We start from the raw sequence: 15,644 nt of genomic DNA on the forward strand, positions 1-15,644 counted from the left end.
CGCCACCCGCCGGTCGGACCGGCCGCGGAGCAGGGGGATCAGCGCCGCACGCCGGTCGCGGTCGCGTCGATCAGCCAGCGGGAGATGGAGTACGCGGGCGGCAGCTCGGCCGGCAGCGCGTCCACCGGGAACCAGCGGGCCTGCACCAGCTCCCGCCCGTCCACGACCGGTTCGGCGGCCGGGTCGGCGGCGCTGGCGGTGAAGCCGGTGAGCAGCACCCCCGGGCCGGACATCGCCCACGGCTGACTGCCGTAGTAGGTCAGCCCGTCGACGGTCAGCCCGACCTCCTCGCCGACCTCCCGGTGCACGGCCGCCTCCAGCGTCTCGCCCGCCTCGACGAACCCGGCGACCAGCGCCCAGAGGTCCGTCGGCCCGTACGCGTGCCGGACCAGCAGCAGCTGGTCGGGGCGGCCGGCGGCTCCGGGTCGGGTGATCGCGACCAGCACCGCGGGGGAGAGCCGCATCGGCGCGTAGAGGTCGCAGTCGGGGCAGCGGCGGGCGGACTCCCCGGGCACGTCGGCCAGCTCGGCCCGGCAGGCCCCGCACCAGCGGTGGCTGTGCCGCCAGGTCACCACCTGCAACGCCCGCCCGGCCAGCGCGGCCAGCGGCTCGGGCAGCTCGGCGGCGAGCCTCCGCCAGCTGACCCAGCGGCCGGCACCGGCCTTGCTCCCGGCGGCCCAGACCGGCACGTCGTCGAGCGTGCCGATCGGCACCCAGTCGTGATCGCCGGGCAGGTCGGCGATCCGGGTCAACCGCCCGTCCGGGCCGAGCAGCAGCTTGCGGCCGGCCACCAGCAGCGCGAGATGGTCCGGTTCGGGCGGCCCGGTATGTCCCGCGCCGGGCACGAAGCGGGGGCCGTCGGTCACGAGGTGGTCGTACGCCGGTCGACCACGCCCGCCCCGGACGGCAGGTCGAAAGCGGCGCCGTCGACCGTGTCGGAGTAGCGGGTCAACGTCAGCTCCATCGGCTTGCCGTCGACGTCGCCGGTGAAGCTGCCGAGCACCCCCTCGGTGGTCATGCAGGCGGAGAAGTCACCGGCAGCCTGTTCGACATCCATGCAGGTGGCGTGGTGTCCGGCCAGGGTGGTGTCGCTCTGCTCGATGACCGCCTCCGGGTCGAGCGCGGCGGTGGTCAGCATCCCCACCACCACCGGTGGGGTGACCAGGCCACGCCGCTTGGCCTCGGCGAAGACCGTCACGGCGGGCTTGCTGCCGGGCGCCGGGGGCGCCACCAGGGTGCAGGTGGTCCGGCCGCCGGTCGCCTCGCACTGGGCGGTGGCGTCGGCGGTGACGGTGAGCCGGCCACCCGGGTAGCGATAGGCGGAGCGGGCCGGGTCCTGCGCCTGCGCGATGGAGGCGGTCTGCCCGCCCGGGAGTTGGTAGTCGGCCGAGTAGGTCAGCTCCAGCGCCCGGTCCAGTCGGGCGGCGAAGTCGTTGACCAGATCGGCCCGCCCGATCGACCGTCCGGCGTCGTCGAGGGCCTGACAGCCGGTAACTGTGAGCGACGCGATGACCGACACGGCGAGCATGCGGAGGGTGGTCGAGGCGGCGGGCATGCCGCCCAGCCTGATAGATCGGGTCCGTGCTACGCAAACCCGTTGCCGGTTGGCGCCCGAGAATCCGGGAATGTCCGGGTAAGCCGCCGTCGAGGGCAGGTTTCGGGCCGGCCTGCGGCCGACCGGACGGGCCCCGTGCGCGCCCGGACGGCCCGCGCTCGAGCGCCGCCCGATACGCTGCGTTCAACACCTGCCTCAGCCGCACCGTCGCGGCTCGCACCGGAAACACACATACGAGGAGCGACTCAGTGGCAACCATCGAGGGAATCGTCGCCCGGGAGATTCTCGACTCGCGGGGCAACCCCACCGTCGAGGTCGAGGTCGGCCTGGACGACGGCACGGTGGCTCGCGCCGCGGTGCCCTCCGGCGCCTCCACCGGCGCTTTCGAGGCGATCGAGCTGCGCGACGGTGACGCCGACCGCTACCAGGGCAAGGGCGTCGAGAAGGCGGTCTCGAACGTCGAGGACCGCATCGTCGACCAGATCATCGGCTACGAGGCCAGCGAGCAGCGCCTGATCGACCAGAAGATGCTCGACATCGACGGCACCGACACCAAGTCCGAGCTGGGCGCGAACGCCATCCTGGGGGTCTCCCTCGCGGTGGCGAAGGCGGCGGCCGGCAGCGCCGAGCTGAGCCTCTTCCGCTACCTGGGTGGCCCGAACGCGCACCTGCTGCCGGTGCCGATGATGAACATCCTCAACGGTGGCGCGCACGCGGACTCCAACGTCGACATTCAGGAGTTCATGATCGCGCCGATCGGCGCGCCCAGCTTCCGCGAGGCGCTGCGCTCCGGCGCCGAGGTCTACCACGCGCTGAAGTCGGTTCTGAAGAAGAAGGACCTCTCCACCGGCCTGGGTGACGAGGGCGGCTTCGCGCCCAACCTGCCCACCAACTCCGCGGCGCTGGATCTGATCGCCGAGGCGGTCGAGAAGGCCGGCTACCGGCTCGGCACCGACATCGTCTTCGCGCTCGACGTGGCGGCGACGGAGTTCTTCGACAACGGCACCTACACCTTCGAGGGCGCCGCGAAGTCCGCCGAGGAGATGAGTAACTACTACACCAAGCTGGCCGGCGACTACCCGATCGTGTCGATCGAGGACCCGCTGGCGGAGGACGACTGGACCGGCTGGCAGACGCTGACCGCGTCGATCGGCGACCGGGTCCAGATCGTCGGCGACGACCTCTTCGTCACCAACCCGCAGCGCATCGCCCGCGGCATCGCCGAGAAGGCCGCCAACGCGGTGCTGGTGAAGGTCAACCAGATCGGCTCGCTCACCGAGACCCTGGACGCGGTGGACCTGGCCCACCGGGCCGGCTTCAAGTGCATGATGAGCCACCGCTCGGGCGAGACCGAGGACACCACCATCGCCGACCTGGCGGTGGCCACCGGCTGCGGCCAGATCAAGACCGGTGCCCCGGCCCGTTCGGACCGGGTCGCGAAGTACAACCAGCTCCTGCGGATCGAGGAGGAGTTGGCCGACGCGGCGCGGTACGCCGGTGCGGGCGCCTTCCCGCGCTACCGTTCGGCCTGACACGCGCGAAGCCTCGGGGGAGGGGTGTGGGATGCAGCAGCGCCGCACACCGGGTGGTCAGCGTCCCGCCCGCCGGCCCGGCCAGTCCGGCCGGCCGGGCGGGGCCCGCAGCGCCCGGACGCCGGTCCGGGAGGCCGGCGTGCGTGCCGAGCCGCGTGGCGCGGCCGGTCGCGCGCCGAGCGCCGCGCGGGGCAGCGAGGGCGTACGCTCCGCGAGCCGGCCCGCCGCCGCCCGGCGTACGGCGGCCGGCGGCTCGGTCAAGCGGCTCTCCGCACCCCACCCCCGACGCTTCACCGGGCGGGCCACCGTGCTCTTCGCGGTGCTCATCGCGCTCGCCCTGGCGTACACCTTTCCGGTCCGGGTCTACCTGAACCAGCAGGCCGACATCGAGCGGATGGAGGCCGCCCAAGCGGCGCAGGAGAAGCTGATCGCCGACCTCTCGGCCGAGGCGGCGAAGTGGCAGGACCCGGCCTTCATCGAGACCAAGGCCCGGGAGCGGTTCTACATGGGCCGGCCGGGCGAGAAGCTGGTGATTCTGCTCAACGACCCGGAGGGCGCCGCCCGGGACGCGGGCCGCTCCGCCCCCGGCGCGCCGACCTCGCCCGACCCCTGGTACGACACCCTGTGGTCGAGCGTCCGGGCCGCCAACGGCGAGCAGCCCGCCAGCTGAGCACCAGTCGAGCATCGAACGAGAGATGGGCACCGTGACTGTCGTACCACCGCAGGAGTCGGCGGCGGATTCCGTACCCCCGCCGAAGCGGGAGCCGGCCACCGAGGCCGACCTGGCCGCGGTGGCCGCGCAGCTCGGACGCCCGCCCCGCGGCACCCGGGCGGTGGCTCACCGCTGCCCGTGCGGCCTCCCCGACGTGGTCGAGACGACGCCTCGGCTCTCCGACGGCACCCCGTTCCCGACGCTCTATTACCTCACCTGTCCGCGGGCGACCGGGGCGTGCAGCCGGCTGGAGTCGGCCGGGCTGATGAAGGAGATGGCCGAGCGGCTGGCCGCCGATCCGGAGCTGGCCGCCCACTACCGCGCTGCGCACGAGGACTACCTGGCCCGGCGGGAGGCGATCGGCGAGGTGCCGGAGATCGCCGGCATCTCCGCCGGTGGCATGCCCGGTCGCGTGAAGTGCCTGCACGTCCACCTCGGGCACGCGCTCGGCGCCGGGCCCGGGGTCAACCCGTTCGGTGACGAGACGCTGGCGCTGATCGAGCCCTGGTGGACGGCGGGGCCCTGCGTGGACGTGCCGGCAACGGAATGAGCGCCCCCGTCGAACGGCCGGCGGGCCGGGCCGCCGAGGACGAGATCGTGGTCCGGCGGGCCCGCACCGGGGACGTGCGGGGAATCCGCCGGCTGGTGGACACCTACACCGACGACCGGCGGCTGCTCAGCAAGGCCACCGTCACCCTCTACGAGGATGTGCAGGAGTTCCGGGTCGCGGTACGCGCCGACGACGGCACGGTGGTGGGCTGTGGCGCGCTGCACGTGATGTGGGAGGACCTGGCCGAGATCCGCACGGTCGCGGTCGACCCGACCTGCCGGGGCCGGAAGATCGGGCACCGGATCGTCGGCGAGCTGATCGACGCGGCCCGCGAGCTGGGGGTGGCCCGGATCTTCGTGCTCACCTTCGAGACGCGCTTCTTCGGCTCGTTCGGCTTCACCGAGATCGACGGCGCGCCGGTGCCGCAGCCGGTCTACGAGCAGCTGCTGCGCTCCTACGACGAGGGTGTCGCGGAGTTCCTCGACCTGGAGCGGGTCAAGCCGAACACCCTGGGCAATTCCCGGATGCTGCTGCGCCTCTGAGCCGACGATCGCCGCCGGCGCGCGGTGGTCGCGGAGAGTGACGTCGACGGCCGTCACCGCGCCCTGTCTCCGACGCTGTGCTCTGGGGTGCCGGCAGGATCGCCGGTCGGCCGGGGCCGTCTGGAGCGGTGCGGCGGTCGGCCCGCCGACCTGTCGTAGGGTGGCGGACGTGACGACGCGCGTGGCCGCCATTGACTGCGGGACCAATTCGATCCGGCTGCTGGTGGCCGACCTGCCCGACCCGGATGCCGGGCCGGAGGCGCCGCTCGCCGACGTGAGCCGTCGGATGGAGATCGTCCGGCTGGGCCAGGGGGTGGACCGGACCGGTCGGCTCGCGCCGGAGGCGATCGAGCGCACCCGGGTCGCGCTGGCCAGCTACGCGGGCGAGATCGAGAAGCTCGGCGCCGAGCGGGTCCGGATGGTCGCCACCTCGGCGACCCGGGACGCCGCCAACGCGGAGGACTTCCGGACGATGGTGCGGGAGACCCTCGGGGTCGCCCCCGAGGTGGTCACCGGCGACGAGGAGGCGCGGCTCTCGTTCACCGGGGCGGTGCGCGGGCTGCCCGCCGGCGCCGAACCGCCGTACCTGGTGGTGGACATCGGAGGCGGCTCGACCGAGTTCGTGGTCGGCACCCGGGACGGCGGCGTGCAGGCGGCGTTGTCGGTGGACATCGGCTGCGTCCGGATGACCGAGCGGCACCTGCACGGCGACCCGCCGGGGCTGGACGAGATCGCCGCCGCGCGGGCCGACATCACCGTCGCGGTCGACCGGGCGCTCGCCGTCGTGCCCGGGCGCGAGGCCGCCACGCTGGTCGGGCTCGCCGGGTCGGTCACCACCGTGGTCGCCATCGCTGAGGGACTGCAGGCGTACGAGCCGGCGCGGATCCACCACGCTCGGGTCTCCTACGAGGCGGTGGCCGGGGTGACCGCCGACCTGCTCGGCAAGACCCGCGAGCAGCGGCTGGCCATTCCGGTGATGCACCCGGGGCGGGCCGACGTGATCGGAGCGGGCGCCCTGGTGCTCCGGGTGATCATGGAGCGGGCCGGCATGCCCTCCGTGGTCGCGTCCGAGCACGACATCCTCGACGGCATCGCCTGGAGCCTTCAGTAGTCGGCCGCGCCCGCCGCGAGCCACTGATCGCACAGATGTGGGCCAGTGACCGGCGGGTGCGGCTACGACGGGAAGTCGGTTCCGCTGAGAATCGCCGCTCGGTAGTCTTTCGTTGACGGTACTGCGCATCGCACAGTAGTGTGCGTTGCGTGGACACCACCCAGCTGTTGAAGGGCGTGCTGGATCTCGCGGTGCTCGCCGTCCTCCGCGACGAGGACGGCTACGGCTACGACATCCTGCGTCGACTGCGCGAGGCCGGCCTGGAGGAGGTCGGCGACGCGTCGGTCTACGGCACACTGCGCCGGCTCTTCGCCGCCGGCCTGCTCACCACCTACGTCGTGCCGAGCGAGTCCGGCCCGCACCGCAAGTACTACTCGCTGAACGCGGCCGGCCGGGATCAGTTGACCCGTTCCGGCAAGCTCTGGCGCTCGTTCGCCACCACCATGGACACACTGCTCGACGATCGGGGGATGGCGGCATGACCGTCACGGAGCAGGAGATCGCGGACTACGTCGGACGGGTCCGGGCAGCGCTGGCCGACCTGCCGCCGGCCGTCCGCGACGAGCTGACCGAGGACCTGCCGGAACACCTCGCCGAGGTGGCCGCCGAAGCCGACGGCTCGCTGGTCGAGCGGCTCGGTCAGCCCGAGGCGTACGCCGTCGAGCTGCGGGTCGCGGCCGGCGCGCAGAGCGTCGCCGGTCGCAACATGGAGCGACGGATCGCCGCGGCCGTGCTCCGCGCCCGTGGTCGGCTGCACGCCCTGGACACCCGGCTCGGCCCGCCCCTCGGCTACCCGACCGCGAGCGAGTTCCTGCGGCTGCTCCGCCCGGCCTGGTGGGTGCTGCGCGGCTACCTCGCCGCGATGCTGGTCACCGTGATAACCACGGGCGGCACCTTCGGTCTGCTGCCCCGCTTCGGCGGTGAGCTCCTCGCCGGCCTGGTGATGCTCGTCGGCCTCGTGCTCGGGTCGGTGTGGCTCGGCCGCCGCTCCGAGCGGTTGCGCGGCTGGCCGCGCTGGGCGATGCACGCCAGCAGTCTGGTGCTCGTCGTCTTCGCGCTGTCCGCACTGGCCAATGCCGAAGATCGCGCCGGCTACTACCCCTACGACCAGATCGCGGTGAACAACCCGTACGACCGGGTGCGGGACGTGTTCGTCTACGACAGTGAGGGTCGGCTGGTGGAGAACGCCCGGCTCTTCGACCAGAACGGCGACCCGATCCGGCTCGGTTACCCGGACTGCGTCGACGAGCGGGATCCGAACGGCAACAACCCGCTGCTGCGCCCCTACCCGTACTGCCCGGAGCAGGCGCCCTTCGCGCCGCGGGCCCCGGCCGGGTCCGCGCCCACACCGGTCCTGCCGCCGCTGGCCACTCCGTCGCCCACCGATACGCCCGAGCCGACCGGCAGCGCGGACCCGGCCGCGACGGCGACTCCGGCCGCGACGGCGACTCCGGGTGCCACGGCGAGTCCCACCGACACCCCGGAGCCCACCCCCACCGCCACCCGCTGACCTCTCACCGGCACTCCCGGTCACCGCCCGCCGGTGACCGGGAGTGCCTGCTAGCACCCGAAGCTGGGAAATGGCTGAACGGATGAGGCCAGCGGGGCGGCGGGCGCGGTTGATCATCGTTACGGTGTCGTCTGCTCCTCAACCCCTCGGAAGGAACCCTCGTGTCAGAGCAGGTCGCACCGCCCCCCTCGGCTGACGCCGAGCAGCCCCAGCCAGCCGTGCAGGCGCCGCCGCCGGCTGAGCCGGAGGCGAAGAAGTCCGGTGCCAAGAAGGCGCTCGGCATCGTCGGCGCGATCGTCGTCTTCCTGGTCATCGCCGGTCTCAAGTTCGGCCTGGCCAGCGCCATCGGCAACTTCTTCGACAAGGACGCCACCGCCGAGGCGAAGGCCGGCGACTGCATCGCCGAGCTGCCCGAGGTCACCGGCGCCGAAGAGGAGGAGGTCGACAACGCCAAGGTCGTCGACTGCACCTCGACCGAGGCCGCGTACAACGTGGTCGGCCGGGTCGACGGGCAGACCGAGGCGCAGGCGAAGGCCGGCACCGCGTGCGAGCAGTACATCAAGGAGAACGAGGACGGCTACCTCTTCTACAGCATCGAGCCGGGCAAGACCGGGTACCTGCTCTGCCTGACCAAGAAGGCCTGAGCCGGCACACCCACCGGCCGGGCCGGAGCCCGGCCACAGCCACCGCCGACGGCGGCGCGGAGATCCTCCGCGCCGCCGTCGGCGTACGCAGCGTCACCCGCGGGCGAACGGGAGGTGAATGCCACTGTTCCGGCATCTTCCCGGCGCGGGCGCGGCGTGGCAGGCTACCGACACTGGGCGACCAGCCAACGATGACTGACCGCTAGGAGGACGGCCAATGGGCGAAATGGTGAGCTACCGCAGCAACGGCGGTACGAGCGAGGGTTATCTCGCGATACCCTCCGGCGGTGCGGCCAGCCCTGCGGTCATCGTCATCCAGGACTGGTGGGGCCTGGTGCCGCACGTACGGTCGGTCGTCGACCGGTTCGCCGAGGCGGGTTTCGTCGCGCTCGCCCCGGACTTCCGGCACGGCGAGCCGGCCAGCAAGCCGACCGAGCCCCGGCAGATGCTGAACAGCGCGCAGATGGACGAGGCGGCGACGGAGATCGCCGCTGCCGCCGACTACCTGGCCGGTCGCAGCGAGGTCACCGGCAAGGCCGGGTGCGCCGGCTTCTGCGCCGGGGCGAGCCTGGCCCTCTGGGCGGCGACCCGGTCCGAGCGGATCGTCGCGACCGCGGCCTTCTACCCCCGGCTGCCGTGGGACGGGATGCGTCCCGAGTGGGCCGACTACGCGGGCAAGGCCGCCATCATCCACTGCTCCGAAGCGGACGGCACCTCGGCCGACGAGGGCGTGCAGACCGTACGCCGGGCCATCGAGACCGCCGGCGGCAACTGCCAGACCTACGACTACCCGGGCACCGCGCACGCCTTCTTCAACGAGGACCGGCCGGAGAACTACGACCAGCGCGCCGCGGCCACCGCGTGGGCGCGGACCCTGGAACTGTTCCGGGCGAAGCTTGGCTGAGCCGCGTACGCCCGAAGAGGTGGTCGCCCGCGCCGCGCGGGCGACCGACCTGGCCGACCTCGACGCCGCGGTGAGCGACTGCTTCGCCTGCCCGCGGCTGGTCGACTGGCGGGAGGAGGTCGCCCGGACCCGCCGGGCGGCCTTCCGCGACCAGCGGTACTGGGGCCGACCGGTGCCCGGCTTCGGCGCCGCGGACGCGCGGATCGGCATCCTCGGTCTCGCGCCCGCCGCGCACGGCGGCAACCGCACCGGCCGGATCTTCACCGGCGACCGCTCCGGCGACGTGCTCTTCGCCGCGCTGCACCGCGCCGGGCTGGCCAACCAGCCGACCAGTGTCGCCGCCGACGACGGGCTCGCCCTGCGGGACACCCGGATCTTCGCCGCGGTGCGCTGCGCGCCGCCGGACAACAAACCGACGCCGCAGGAGCGCGACACCTGCGCACCCTGGCTGCACCGCGAGGTCTCGCTGATCCGGCCCACGCTGCGGGTGGTGGTCGCGCTGGGCGCCTTCGCCTGGGCGGCGTGGTGGCCGACGCTGCGCCAGGTGTACGGACTCCGTCCGCCCAGCCCGCGACCGGTCTTCACCCATGGGGCACACTGGTCCGGCACGGCCGCACCGGATCTGCTCGGCTGCTACCACGTCAGCCAGCAGAACACCTTCACGGGACGGCTGACACCAGGAATGCTGGACGATGTGTTCGCCCGGGCGAAGCAGTTGGCCGGAGTGGACTGACCTGCGTGGGGTGGTGGCGATGACGGACGGAACGCGCCGGCCCACGCCGTACCCCCCGGCGGGCGACGGCGAGCCGGGGGCCGGCCTGGGCCTGGTGCGCCGCTGGTGGCCGGTCGGCGTGGTGGCCCTGCTGCTCGCCGTGGCCGCGCTCGCTGCGTCGCACTCGTCGATCGGGGCGAGCCGGATTCCGCCCGCCGCCGAGAACATTCCGTGGGTGCCCGAATACCCGTCGGTGGAGCCGGAGCAGTCGATCCCGGCCGAGCCCCGCGACCTCGATCCGCCGCAGATCCCACAGTGGATGGTCACCGCCGCGCTCGTCCTGCTCGGGCTGGCCGTCCTCGGCGCGTTCGGCTACCTGACCTGGGTGTTGATCCGCGGTGCGATGCGCCGTACCAGCCGGGCGTTGCCGAAGCAGCGGCACCGGCGCTCCACAGCGGGCGCCACCCGCGACGTGGTGGCGGCCCTGGACGCCGGCCTCATCGACCTGGACGACCAGGACACCGACCCCCGGGTCGCGGTCATCGCCTGTTGGGTACGCCTGGAGCAGGCCGCCGCGGCGGCCGGCGTTCCTCGGCTGGCCGGCGACACCCCCACCGACCTGGTCAGCCGGCTGCTGCGCGGTGACCCCTCGGCCGGGGTGCCGGCCATCGTCAGCGCCGACGTGCTGGCCGAGTTCGCGCACGTCTACCGGGAGGCCCGCTACGCCACCCGGCCTGTCGACGAGAGCACCCGCGACCAGGCGCGAGCCGCGCTGCGCCGGCTACGCGGCGAGCTGACCGCGACCACACCGGGTGAGGTGTCGTCGTGAGCAGCGGCGCCAGCATCGATGACCTGCTCAGCTTCGAGGAGGAACGCTCCCGGCCGGACGACCGCGACCGCGGCGGCCGGGTCGGGCAGGTGCTGCGCACCCTCGCCGGTGTCGCGTCGGTGGTGGTCGTGCTCGTCGTCGGCCTGCGCGCGGTCGGTCTGCGGGTCTCGCTGCTGATCCTGATCGCCGGGGTGGTCGCGTTGTTCCTGGTACGCCGGGTCGTCGCCGCGCTGGCACCCACGCCGCCACCTCCGCCCGGCACCCGGGCGCCGGTGACCGCCGCGGACGACGGCACCTGGAATTGGAGCGCCCGGGACGCGCTGCGGACCGCGATCAACGGCTGGGAGGTGCCGCTGGACTGGTCGGCGACCCGGCCCGAGCGGTTCACCGGCGTGGTCCTGCCCCGGCTCGGCGAACTGGCCGACGAGCGACTTCGTCTCAGGCACGGGGTGACCCGCGATTCGGATCCGGCCCGCGCCCGCAGTCTGCTGGGTGAGCGGCTCTGGACGTTCCTGGAGACCCCGCCCCGCCGCACCCCGTCGCCGCGCGATCTCGCGGCGATCGTCGCCGAACTGGAGAAGATCTGATGAACGACGTGGACCGGAGCATGCCCGCCGCCGAGGTCGGCCAGCTGGCCCGGGCGGTGCTGGACGCCGTCGGCTCGGTCGTGGTCGGCAAGCGGGACGCTCTGGAGCTGGTCCTCGCCGGGATCCTGGCCGGCGGGCACGTCCTGCTGGAGGACCTGCCCGGCCTGGGCAAGACGCTCACCGCGCGTTCCTTCGCCCAGGCGCTCGGGTTGGACTTCCGCCGGCTCCAGTTCACCCCGGACCTGCTCCCCGCCGACGTGACCGGGTCTTTCCTCTACGACCAGCGCAGCGGCGACTTCGCGTTCCGGGCCGGCCCGGTCTTCACCAACCTGCTGCTCGCCGACGAGATCAACCGGACCCCGCCGAAGACCCAGTCGGCCCTGCTCGAGGCGATGCAGGAGAAGCAGGTCTCGGTGGAGGGCGTCACCTACCGGCTGGACGAGCCGTTCCACGTGCTGGCCACCGCCAACCCGATCGAGTACGAGGGCACCTACCCGCTGCCCGAGGCGCAGCTCGACCGCTTCCTGCTCCGGGTCTCCTTCGGCTACCCCGAGCACGAGGAGGAGTGGGAGGTGCTGCGCCGAAGGATGGCCCGCCGCCGCGAGGAAGCCGAGATCAAGCCGGTGGTGGACGCGGCGACCCTGCGGGCGATGCAGGCCGCGCTGGAGGACGTGGTGGTCGAGGACTCCGTCGGCCGGTACATCGTCTCGCTGACCGCGGCCACCCGGGAGCACCCGTCGGTCCTGGTCGGCGCCTCGCCGCGCGGCTCGCTGGCGCTGCTGCTGCTGTCCCGCGTCCGGGCCGTGTTCGCCGGACGGGACTACGTGGTGCCGGAGGACGTCAAGGAGGTCGCCGCGCCGGCGCTGGCCCACCGGATCACGCTGCGCCCGGAGATGTGGCTGCGCCGGGTCGACCCGTCCTTCGTGGTCGGTGAGGTGCTCGAAGGCACCCCCGCCCCGGCCAGCGGCGCGCTGCCCAGCTACGCGGCCGGTCGGCCCGCGCGCTGATGACCGTGCCGAGCGTGCCGCAACAGCGAAGCGTGCCGGGGCAGGAGCCAGCTGCGGCAACCGGCTGGACGCCCACCCGGGCGCTCGGCCGTGCCGTGCTGCTGACCGGCCTGCTGCTGGTGGCCGCGGTGGTGCTCGGGCGGATCGATCTGATCGTGCTGGCCGCCCCGTTCGCGCTCGGCACCGCGTACGCGCTGCGCCGCCGGCCGGTCGCGTTGCCCCAGGTGTGGGTCGAGGCCGACGACGGCCACCTGGTCGAGGGGGGTGAGCTGACCGGCGCGGTGACGGTCGGCAACCCGGACGTCGTCGACTACGAGCTGGTGGTGCTCCGGACCCGGGTCTCACCCTGGCTGCGGATCGAGCGGGTCGGCTTCGCCGGCGCCGGGGCGGCCGGCGGCGGATCGGTGGCCGACCGACCGTTCGTGACATCGGTGCCGACCGCCTCGGCGATCGACCTGGAGCTCTCCGGCAGTGCGCTGCGCTGGGGGCGGCACCCGGTCGGTCCGGCCGGCGCCCGGGTCGCCACCGCCGGCGGGCTGCTGGTCTCCCGCGCGGTGATCACCGATCCGGTCCGGGTCCGGGTCTACCCGAAGACGGAGCCGTTCGAGGCGGTGGAGGCGATGCCCCGGGCCGCCGGCCTGGTCGGCGCGCACCACTCCCGCCGGCCCGGCGAAGGCGGCGAGCTGGCCGGCGTGCGGGTCTTCGCCCCCGGTGACCGGCTGCGCCGGATCGACTGGCGGGTCTCGCTGCGGGCCCGGCAGCTGCACGTGGCCGCCACCCTCTCCGACCGGGACGCCGAGGTGGTCGTGCTGCTCGACGTGCTCGCCGAGGCCGGTCGCTCGGGCGGCGTCTCCGGCGCGGCCTCGGTGCTGGACACCACCGTGCGGGCGGCAGCGGCGATCGCCGAGCACTACCTGCACCGGGGAGACCGGGTGTCGTTGCTCGAGTACGGGCCTGCGGCGCGCCGGCTGCGTCCGGGGGCCGGCCGCCGGCAATACCTGACCGTCCTGGAGTGGCTGCTCGACGTCCGGGCCGAGGCGAGCCCGCACGAGCCGTACGACCAGGTCTTCGGCCCGCAGCTGCTCTCCGCCGACGCGCTGGTGGTGGTGCTGACGCCGCTGCTCGACGAGCGGTCGGCGCAGATGCTGGCCCGGCTGGCCCGGTCCGGCCGGTTCGTGGTGGCGGTGGACACGCTCCCCGCCGACCTCGCGCCCCCGAAGGACCGGGGCTGGGCCGAGGTGGCCTACCGGCTGTGGCGGCTGGACCGGGACACGATGATCGCGCAGTTGCGCGAGCACGGCGTGCCGGTGGTCCCCTGGGCCGGCGCGGGCAGCCTGGACCAGGTGCTGCGGGACGTCGCCCGGCTCGCCACCGCCCCCCGGGTGGGTGGCCGGTGAGCGCCGTGCGGGTCGGTGGCCGGCCGGGGGACGGAGGCGAACCGCGATGATCGACACCGTCACCGAACGGGTCCGCGCGCTGCGGTCGGCGGCGAGCCGGATCAGCCTGACGCCGCTGCTGATCCGGGCCGGTGTCTACCTGACCGTGCTGGCGGGCTTCGTGCTGGCCTTCCCGGCGGAGGTGCTGGCCGGGCAGCAGCTCGGCGCGCTGGTGCTGGTGGCGCTGCTACCGGCGGTCGGCCCGCGCCGGGTCTGGCCGACCTTCGCCGCGCTGGTCACCGTGGGTGGGTGGCTGATCTCCACCGACGGTTACGGCCGGCCGGTCACGCTCTGGCGGTTGCTGGCCCTGGCCGGGGTGCTCTACCTGGGGCACACGCTCTGCGCGCTGGCCGCGCTGCTCCCGTACGACGCGGTGGTCGACCCGGAGCTGATCACGCGGTGGCTGCTGCGGGCCGCCCTGGTGCTGCTGGCAGCGTCGGTGCTCGGGGTGCTGCTGATGGGGTTCGGGGAGCTCGGTGGAGACGCCGGCTACCAGCTGGCCACGGTGGCCGGGCTGCTCGTGGCGGTAGGGGTGGCGGCGTTGCTCGGGTGGCTGCTGCGTCGCCGGTGACATTGTGGTGACGCGGGGGTTGCGCAGGTCACAGCGGTTGTGCTCCGTCACAGAACGGGGGCGCGCGCGGGATTAGCTGAGCAACCCGGGGAAAGATAGATGACGTGAATCCGAAGCGGATCCTTGTGGTGGGTGCGGGACATGTCGGCCTCTATGCGGCCCTGCGCCTGTCGAAGAAGCTGAGCTCCCGTGAGGCTGAGGTCATCGTGGTCGACCCCCAGCCGCACATGACCTACCAGCCCTTCCTGCCGGAGGCCTCGGCGGGCAACATCTCCCCTCGGCACGCGGTGGTGCCGCTGAGGCGGGAGTTGCGCAGGTGCAAGGTGGTGGCCGGCACGGTGACGCGGGTCGAGCACGACCGTAAGGTCGCCACGGTCCAGCCGATCTCCGGCCCGCCCCGGGAGATCGCCTACGACCACGTGATCGTCGCCCCGGGCTCGGTGTCCCGGACGCTGCCGATTCCCGGCCTGCACGAGCAGGGCATCGGGTTCAAGACCATCGGTGAGGCGATCTACCTCCGCAACCACGTGCTGGATCGGCTCGACGTGGCGGCTGTCACGCCGGACCCGGACGTCCGCCGCACCGCGCTTACCTTCGTCTTCGTCGGTGGTGGCTACGCCGGCATCGAGGCGCTCGCCGAGATGGAGGACATGGCCCGCGACGCCCTGCGCTACTACCCGGAGCTCAAGCCGGAGGAGATGCGCTGGGTGCTGGTCGAGGCCACCCAGCGGGTGCTGCCCGAGGTCGACCGGGACATGGGCGCGTACACGGTGCAGCAGCTGCTCAAGCGGAACATGGACATCCGGCTGGACACCCGGCTCGAGTCCTGCGTCGACGGGGTGGTCAAGCTCTCCGACGGCGACAGCTTCCGCGCCGACACCATCGTCTGGACGGCCGGCGTCAAGCCGTCGCCGCTGCTCGACAGGACCGACTTCCCGCGGGACGAGCGGCGCCGGGTGACCTGCCTGCCGACCCTGCAGGTGGTCGACGGCGACCGGGTGGTCGAGGGCGCGTGGAGCGCGGGCGACTGCGCCGCCGTGCCGGACCTGACCGGCCCGCCCGGGGCGTACTGCTCGCCGAGCGCCCAGCACGCGGTGCGGCAGGCCGCCCGGATGGCGGACAACATCAAGGAGGTCATCCGGGGCCGGCAGCCGGTGGAGTACCGGCACAAGCACGTCGGCAGCGTGGCCAGCCTGGGGCTGCACAAGGGCGTGGCCCAGGTGTACGGGGTCAAGATGACCGGCTGGCCGGCCTGGTTCATGCACCGGACGTACCACATGAGCCGGATCCCCTCCTTCAACCGGAAGGTCCGGGTGGTCGTCGACTGGTCCCTGGCCTTCTTCCTGAAGCGTGAGGTGGTCGCCCTCGGCCAGCTGCACGACCCGCGCGAGGAGTTCGCCGAGGCGTCCCAGCCGGTCGGCGCCCGCCGGGGCTGACCGCGA

At 73.4% G+C, this 15,644-nt stretch carries 18 protein-coding genes; 16 read left to right on the plus strand and 2 right to left on the minus strand.

The genetic code is table 11. From position 1 onward, the window contains the following. Positions 1–38: 38 nt before the first annotated feature. Positions 39–866, minus strand: coding sequence for an NAD(+) diphosphatase (nudC, locus tag ACIP9D_RS09285; protein WP_350867273.1), 828 nt, complete (start codon positions 864–866; stop codon positions 39–41). After that, positions 863–1,555 (minus strand): hypothetical protein, encoded by a 693-nt coding sequence (locus tag ACIP9D_RS09290; protein ID WP_350867271.1) that lies wholly within the window; start codon positions 1,553–1,555, stop codon positions 863–865. The genes nudC and ACIP9D_RS09290 overlap by 4 nt, the downstream gene beginning before the upstream one ends. 248 nt (positions 1,556–1,803) lie before the next feature. On the opposite strand from ACIP9D_RS09290, the gene eno reads away from it, so the two are divergent. The 16 genes from eno (at position 1,804) to ACIP9D_RS09370 (ending at position 15,638) form a co-directional block, all read left to right on the plus strand. Beyond that, a complete protein-coding gene (gene eno, locus ACIP9D_RS09295) occupies positions 1,804–3,087 on the plus strand; it encodes a phosphopyruvate hydratase (protein ID WP_357048622.1) in 1,284 nt (427 codons plus the stop codon). Between the two features lie 31 nt (positions 3,088–3,118). Beyond that, entirely contained in the window at positions 3,119–3,757 is a 639-nt protein-coding gene (locus ACIP9D_RS09300) for a septum formation initiator family protein (RefSeq protein ID WP_350867268.1), read from the plus strand. Between the two features lie 34 nt (positions 3,758–3,791). Then, complete coding sequence (locus ACIP9D_RS09305) at positions 3,792–4,349, plus strand: DUF501 domain-containing protein (protein ID WP_350868764.1); 558 nt, start codon at positions 3,792–3,794, stop codon at positions 4,347–4,349. After that, positions 4,346–4,891, plus strand: coding sequence for an amino-acid N-acetyltransferase (locus ACIP9D_RS09310; RefSeq protein WP_350867266.1), 546 nt, complete (start codon positions 4,346–4,348; stop codon positions 4,889–4,891). Before ACIP9D_RS09305 ends, ACIP9D_RS09310 begins: the two co-directional genes overlap by 4 nt. Positions 4,892–5,072: 181 nt before the next feature. Continuing rightward, positions 5,073–6,002 carry a Ppx/GppA phosphatase family protein gene (locus ACIP9D_RS09315; protein ID WP_350868763.1) on the plus strand — a complete coding sequence of 310 codons (930 nt, stop codon included), beginning with the start codon at positions 5,073–5,075 and terminating at the stop codon, positions 6,000–6,002. Positions 6,003–6,151: 149 nt separating this feature from the next. Continuing rightward, on the plus strand, positions 6,152–6,484 hold the full coding sequence (locus ACIP9D_RS09320) for a PadR family transcriptional regulator (RefSeq protein ID WP_350867264.1): 333 nt from the start codon (positions 6,152–6,154) through the stop codon (positions 6,482–6,484). Further along, positions 6,481–7,512, plus strand: a complete 1,032-nt coding sequence (locus ACIP9D_RS09325) for an HAAS signaling domain-containing protein (protein ID WP_350867262.1) — start codon at positions 6,481–6,483, stop codon at positions 7,510–7,512. Before ACIP9D_RS09320 ends, ACIP9D_RS09325 begins: the two co-directional genes overlap by 4 nt. Before the next feature lie 161 nt (positions 7,513–7,673). Then, a complete protein-coding gene (locus ACIP9D_RS09330) occupies positions 7,674–8,156 on the plus strand; it encodes a hypothetical protein (RefSeq protein WP_396694367.1) in 483 nt (160 codons plus the stop codon). Positions 8,157–8,373: 217 nt separating this feature from the next. Beyond that, positions 8,374–9,060 (plus strand): dienelactone hydrolase family protein, encoded by a 687-nt coding sequence (locus ACIP9D_RS09335; RefSeq protein ID WP_350867260.1) that lies wholly within the window; start codon positions 8,374–8,376, stop codon positions 9,058–9,060. A 19-nt stretch (positions 9,061–9,079) separates the two neighbouring features. Then, positions 9,080–9,793 carry a uracil-DNA glycosylase gene (locus tag ACIP9D_RS09340; RefSeq protein ID WP_350868762.1) on the plus strand — a complete coding sequence of 238 codons (714 nt, stop codon included), beginning with the start codon at positions 9,080–9,082 and terminating at the stop codon, positions 9,791–9,793. 19 nt (positions 9,794–9,812) lie between these two features. Continuing rightward, positions 9,813–10,601 (plus strand): DUF4129 domain-containing protein, encoded by a 789-nt coding sequence (locus tag ACIP9D_RS09345; RefSeq protein ID WP_350867259.1) that lies wholly within the window; start codon positions 9,813–9,815, stop codon positions 10,599–10,601. After that, a complete protein-coding gene (locus ACIP9D_RS09350; RefSeq protein ID WP_350867258.1) occupies positions 10,598–11,188 on the plus strand; it encodes a hypothetical protein in 591 nt (196 codons plus the stop codon). The genes ACIP9D_RS09345 and ACIP9D_RS09350 overlap by 4 nt, the downstream gene beginning before the upstream one ends. Beyond that, a complete protein-coding gene (locus tag ACIP9D_RS09355; RefSeq protein WP_350867256.1) occupies positions 11,188–12,195 on the plus strand; it encodes a MoxR family ATPase in 1,008 nt (335 codons plus the stop codon). Before ACIP9D_RS09350 ends, ACIP9D_RS09355 begins: the two co-directional genes overlap by 1 nt. Next, on the plus strand, positions 12,195–13,592 hold the full coding sequence (locus tag ACIP9D_RS09360; protein ID WP_350867254.1) for a DUF58 domain-containing protein: 1,398 nt from the start codon (positions 12,195–12,197) through the stop codon (positions 13,590–13,592). The genes ACIP9D_RS09355 and ACIP9D_RS09360 overlap by 1 nt, the downstream gene beginning before the upstream one ends. 49 nt (positions 13,593–13,641) lie before the next feature. Further along, positions 13,642–14,202 (plus strand): hypothetical protein, encoded by a 561-nt coding sequence (locus ACIP9D_RS09365; RefSeq protein ID WP_400449611.1) that lies wholly within the window; start codon positions 13,642–13,644, stop codon positions 14,200–14,202. Between the two features lie 104 nt (positions 14,203–14,306). After that, positions 14,307–15,638, plus strand: coding sequence for an NAD(P)/FAD-dependent oxidoreductase (locus tag ACIP9D_RS09370; RefSeq protein ID WP_350867251.1), 1,332 nt, complete (start codon positions 14,307–14,309; stop codon positions 15,636–15,638). Positions 15,639–15,644 lie beyond the last annotated feature (6 nt).

Origin of the sequence: Micromonospora sp. NPDC093243 (genome assembly GCF_044753725.1) — a bacterium.
GTDB lineage: Bacteria > Actinomycetota > Actinomycetes > Mycobacteriales > Micromonosporaceae > Micromonospora.

What these genes read in the sequence shown, in the direction of transcription:
- ACIP9D_RS09355 (WP_350867256.1), top strand. Translation starts at nt 11,188, where the DNA reads ATGAACGACGTGGACCGGAGCATGCCCGCCGCCGAGGTCGGCCAGCTG.
- ACIP9D_RS09325 (WP_350867262.1), top strand. Translation starts at nt 6,481, where the DNA reads ATGACCGTCACGGAGCAGGAGATCGCGGACTACGTCGGACGGGTCCGG.
- ACIP9D_RS09345 (WP_350867259.1), top strand. Translation starts at nt 9,813, where the DNA reads ATGACGGACGGAACGCGCCGGCCCACGCCGTACCCCCCGGCGGGCGAC.
- ACIP9D_RS09360 (WP_350867254.1), top strand. Translation starts at nt 12,195, where the DNA reads ATGACCGTGCCGAGCGTGCCGCAACAGCGAAGCGTGCCGGGGCAGGAG.
- ACIP9D_RS09335 (WP_350867260.1), top strand. Translation starts at nt 8,374, where the DNA reads ATGGGCGAAATGGTGAGCTACCGCAGCAACGGCGGTACGAGCGAGGGT.
- ACIP9D_RS09290 (WP_350867271.1), bottom strand. Translation starts at nt 1,555, where the DNA reads ATGCCCGCCGCCTCGACCACCCTCCGCATGCTCGCCGTGTCGGTCATC.
- ACIP9D_RS09310 (WP_350867266.1), top strand. Translation starts at nt 4,346, where the DNA reads ATGAGCGCCCCCGTCGAACGGCCGGCGGGCCGGGCCGCCGAGGACGAG.
- ACIP9D_RS09300 (WP_350867268.1), top strand. Translation starts at nt 3,119, where the DNA reads ATGCAGCAGCGCCGCACACCGGGTGGTCAGCGTCCCGCCCGCCGGCCC.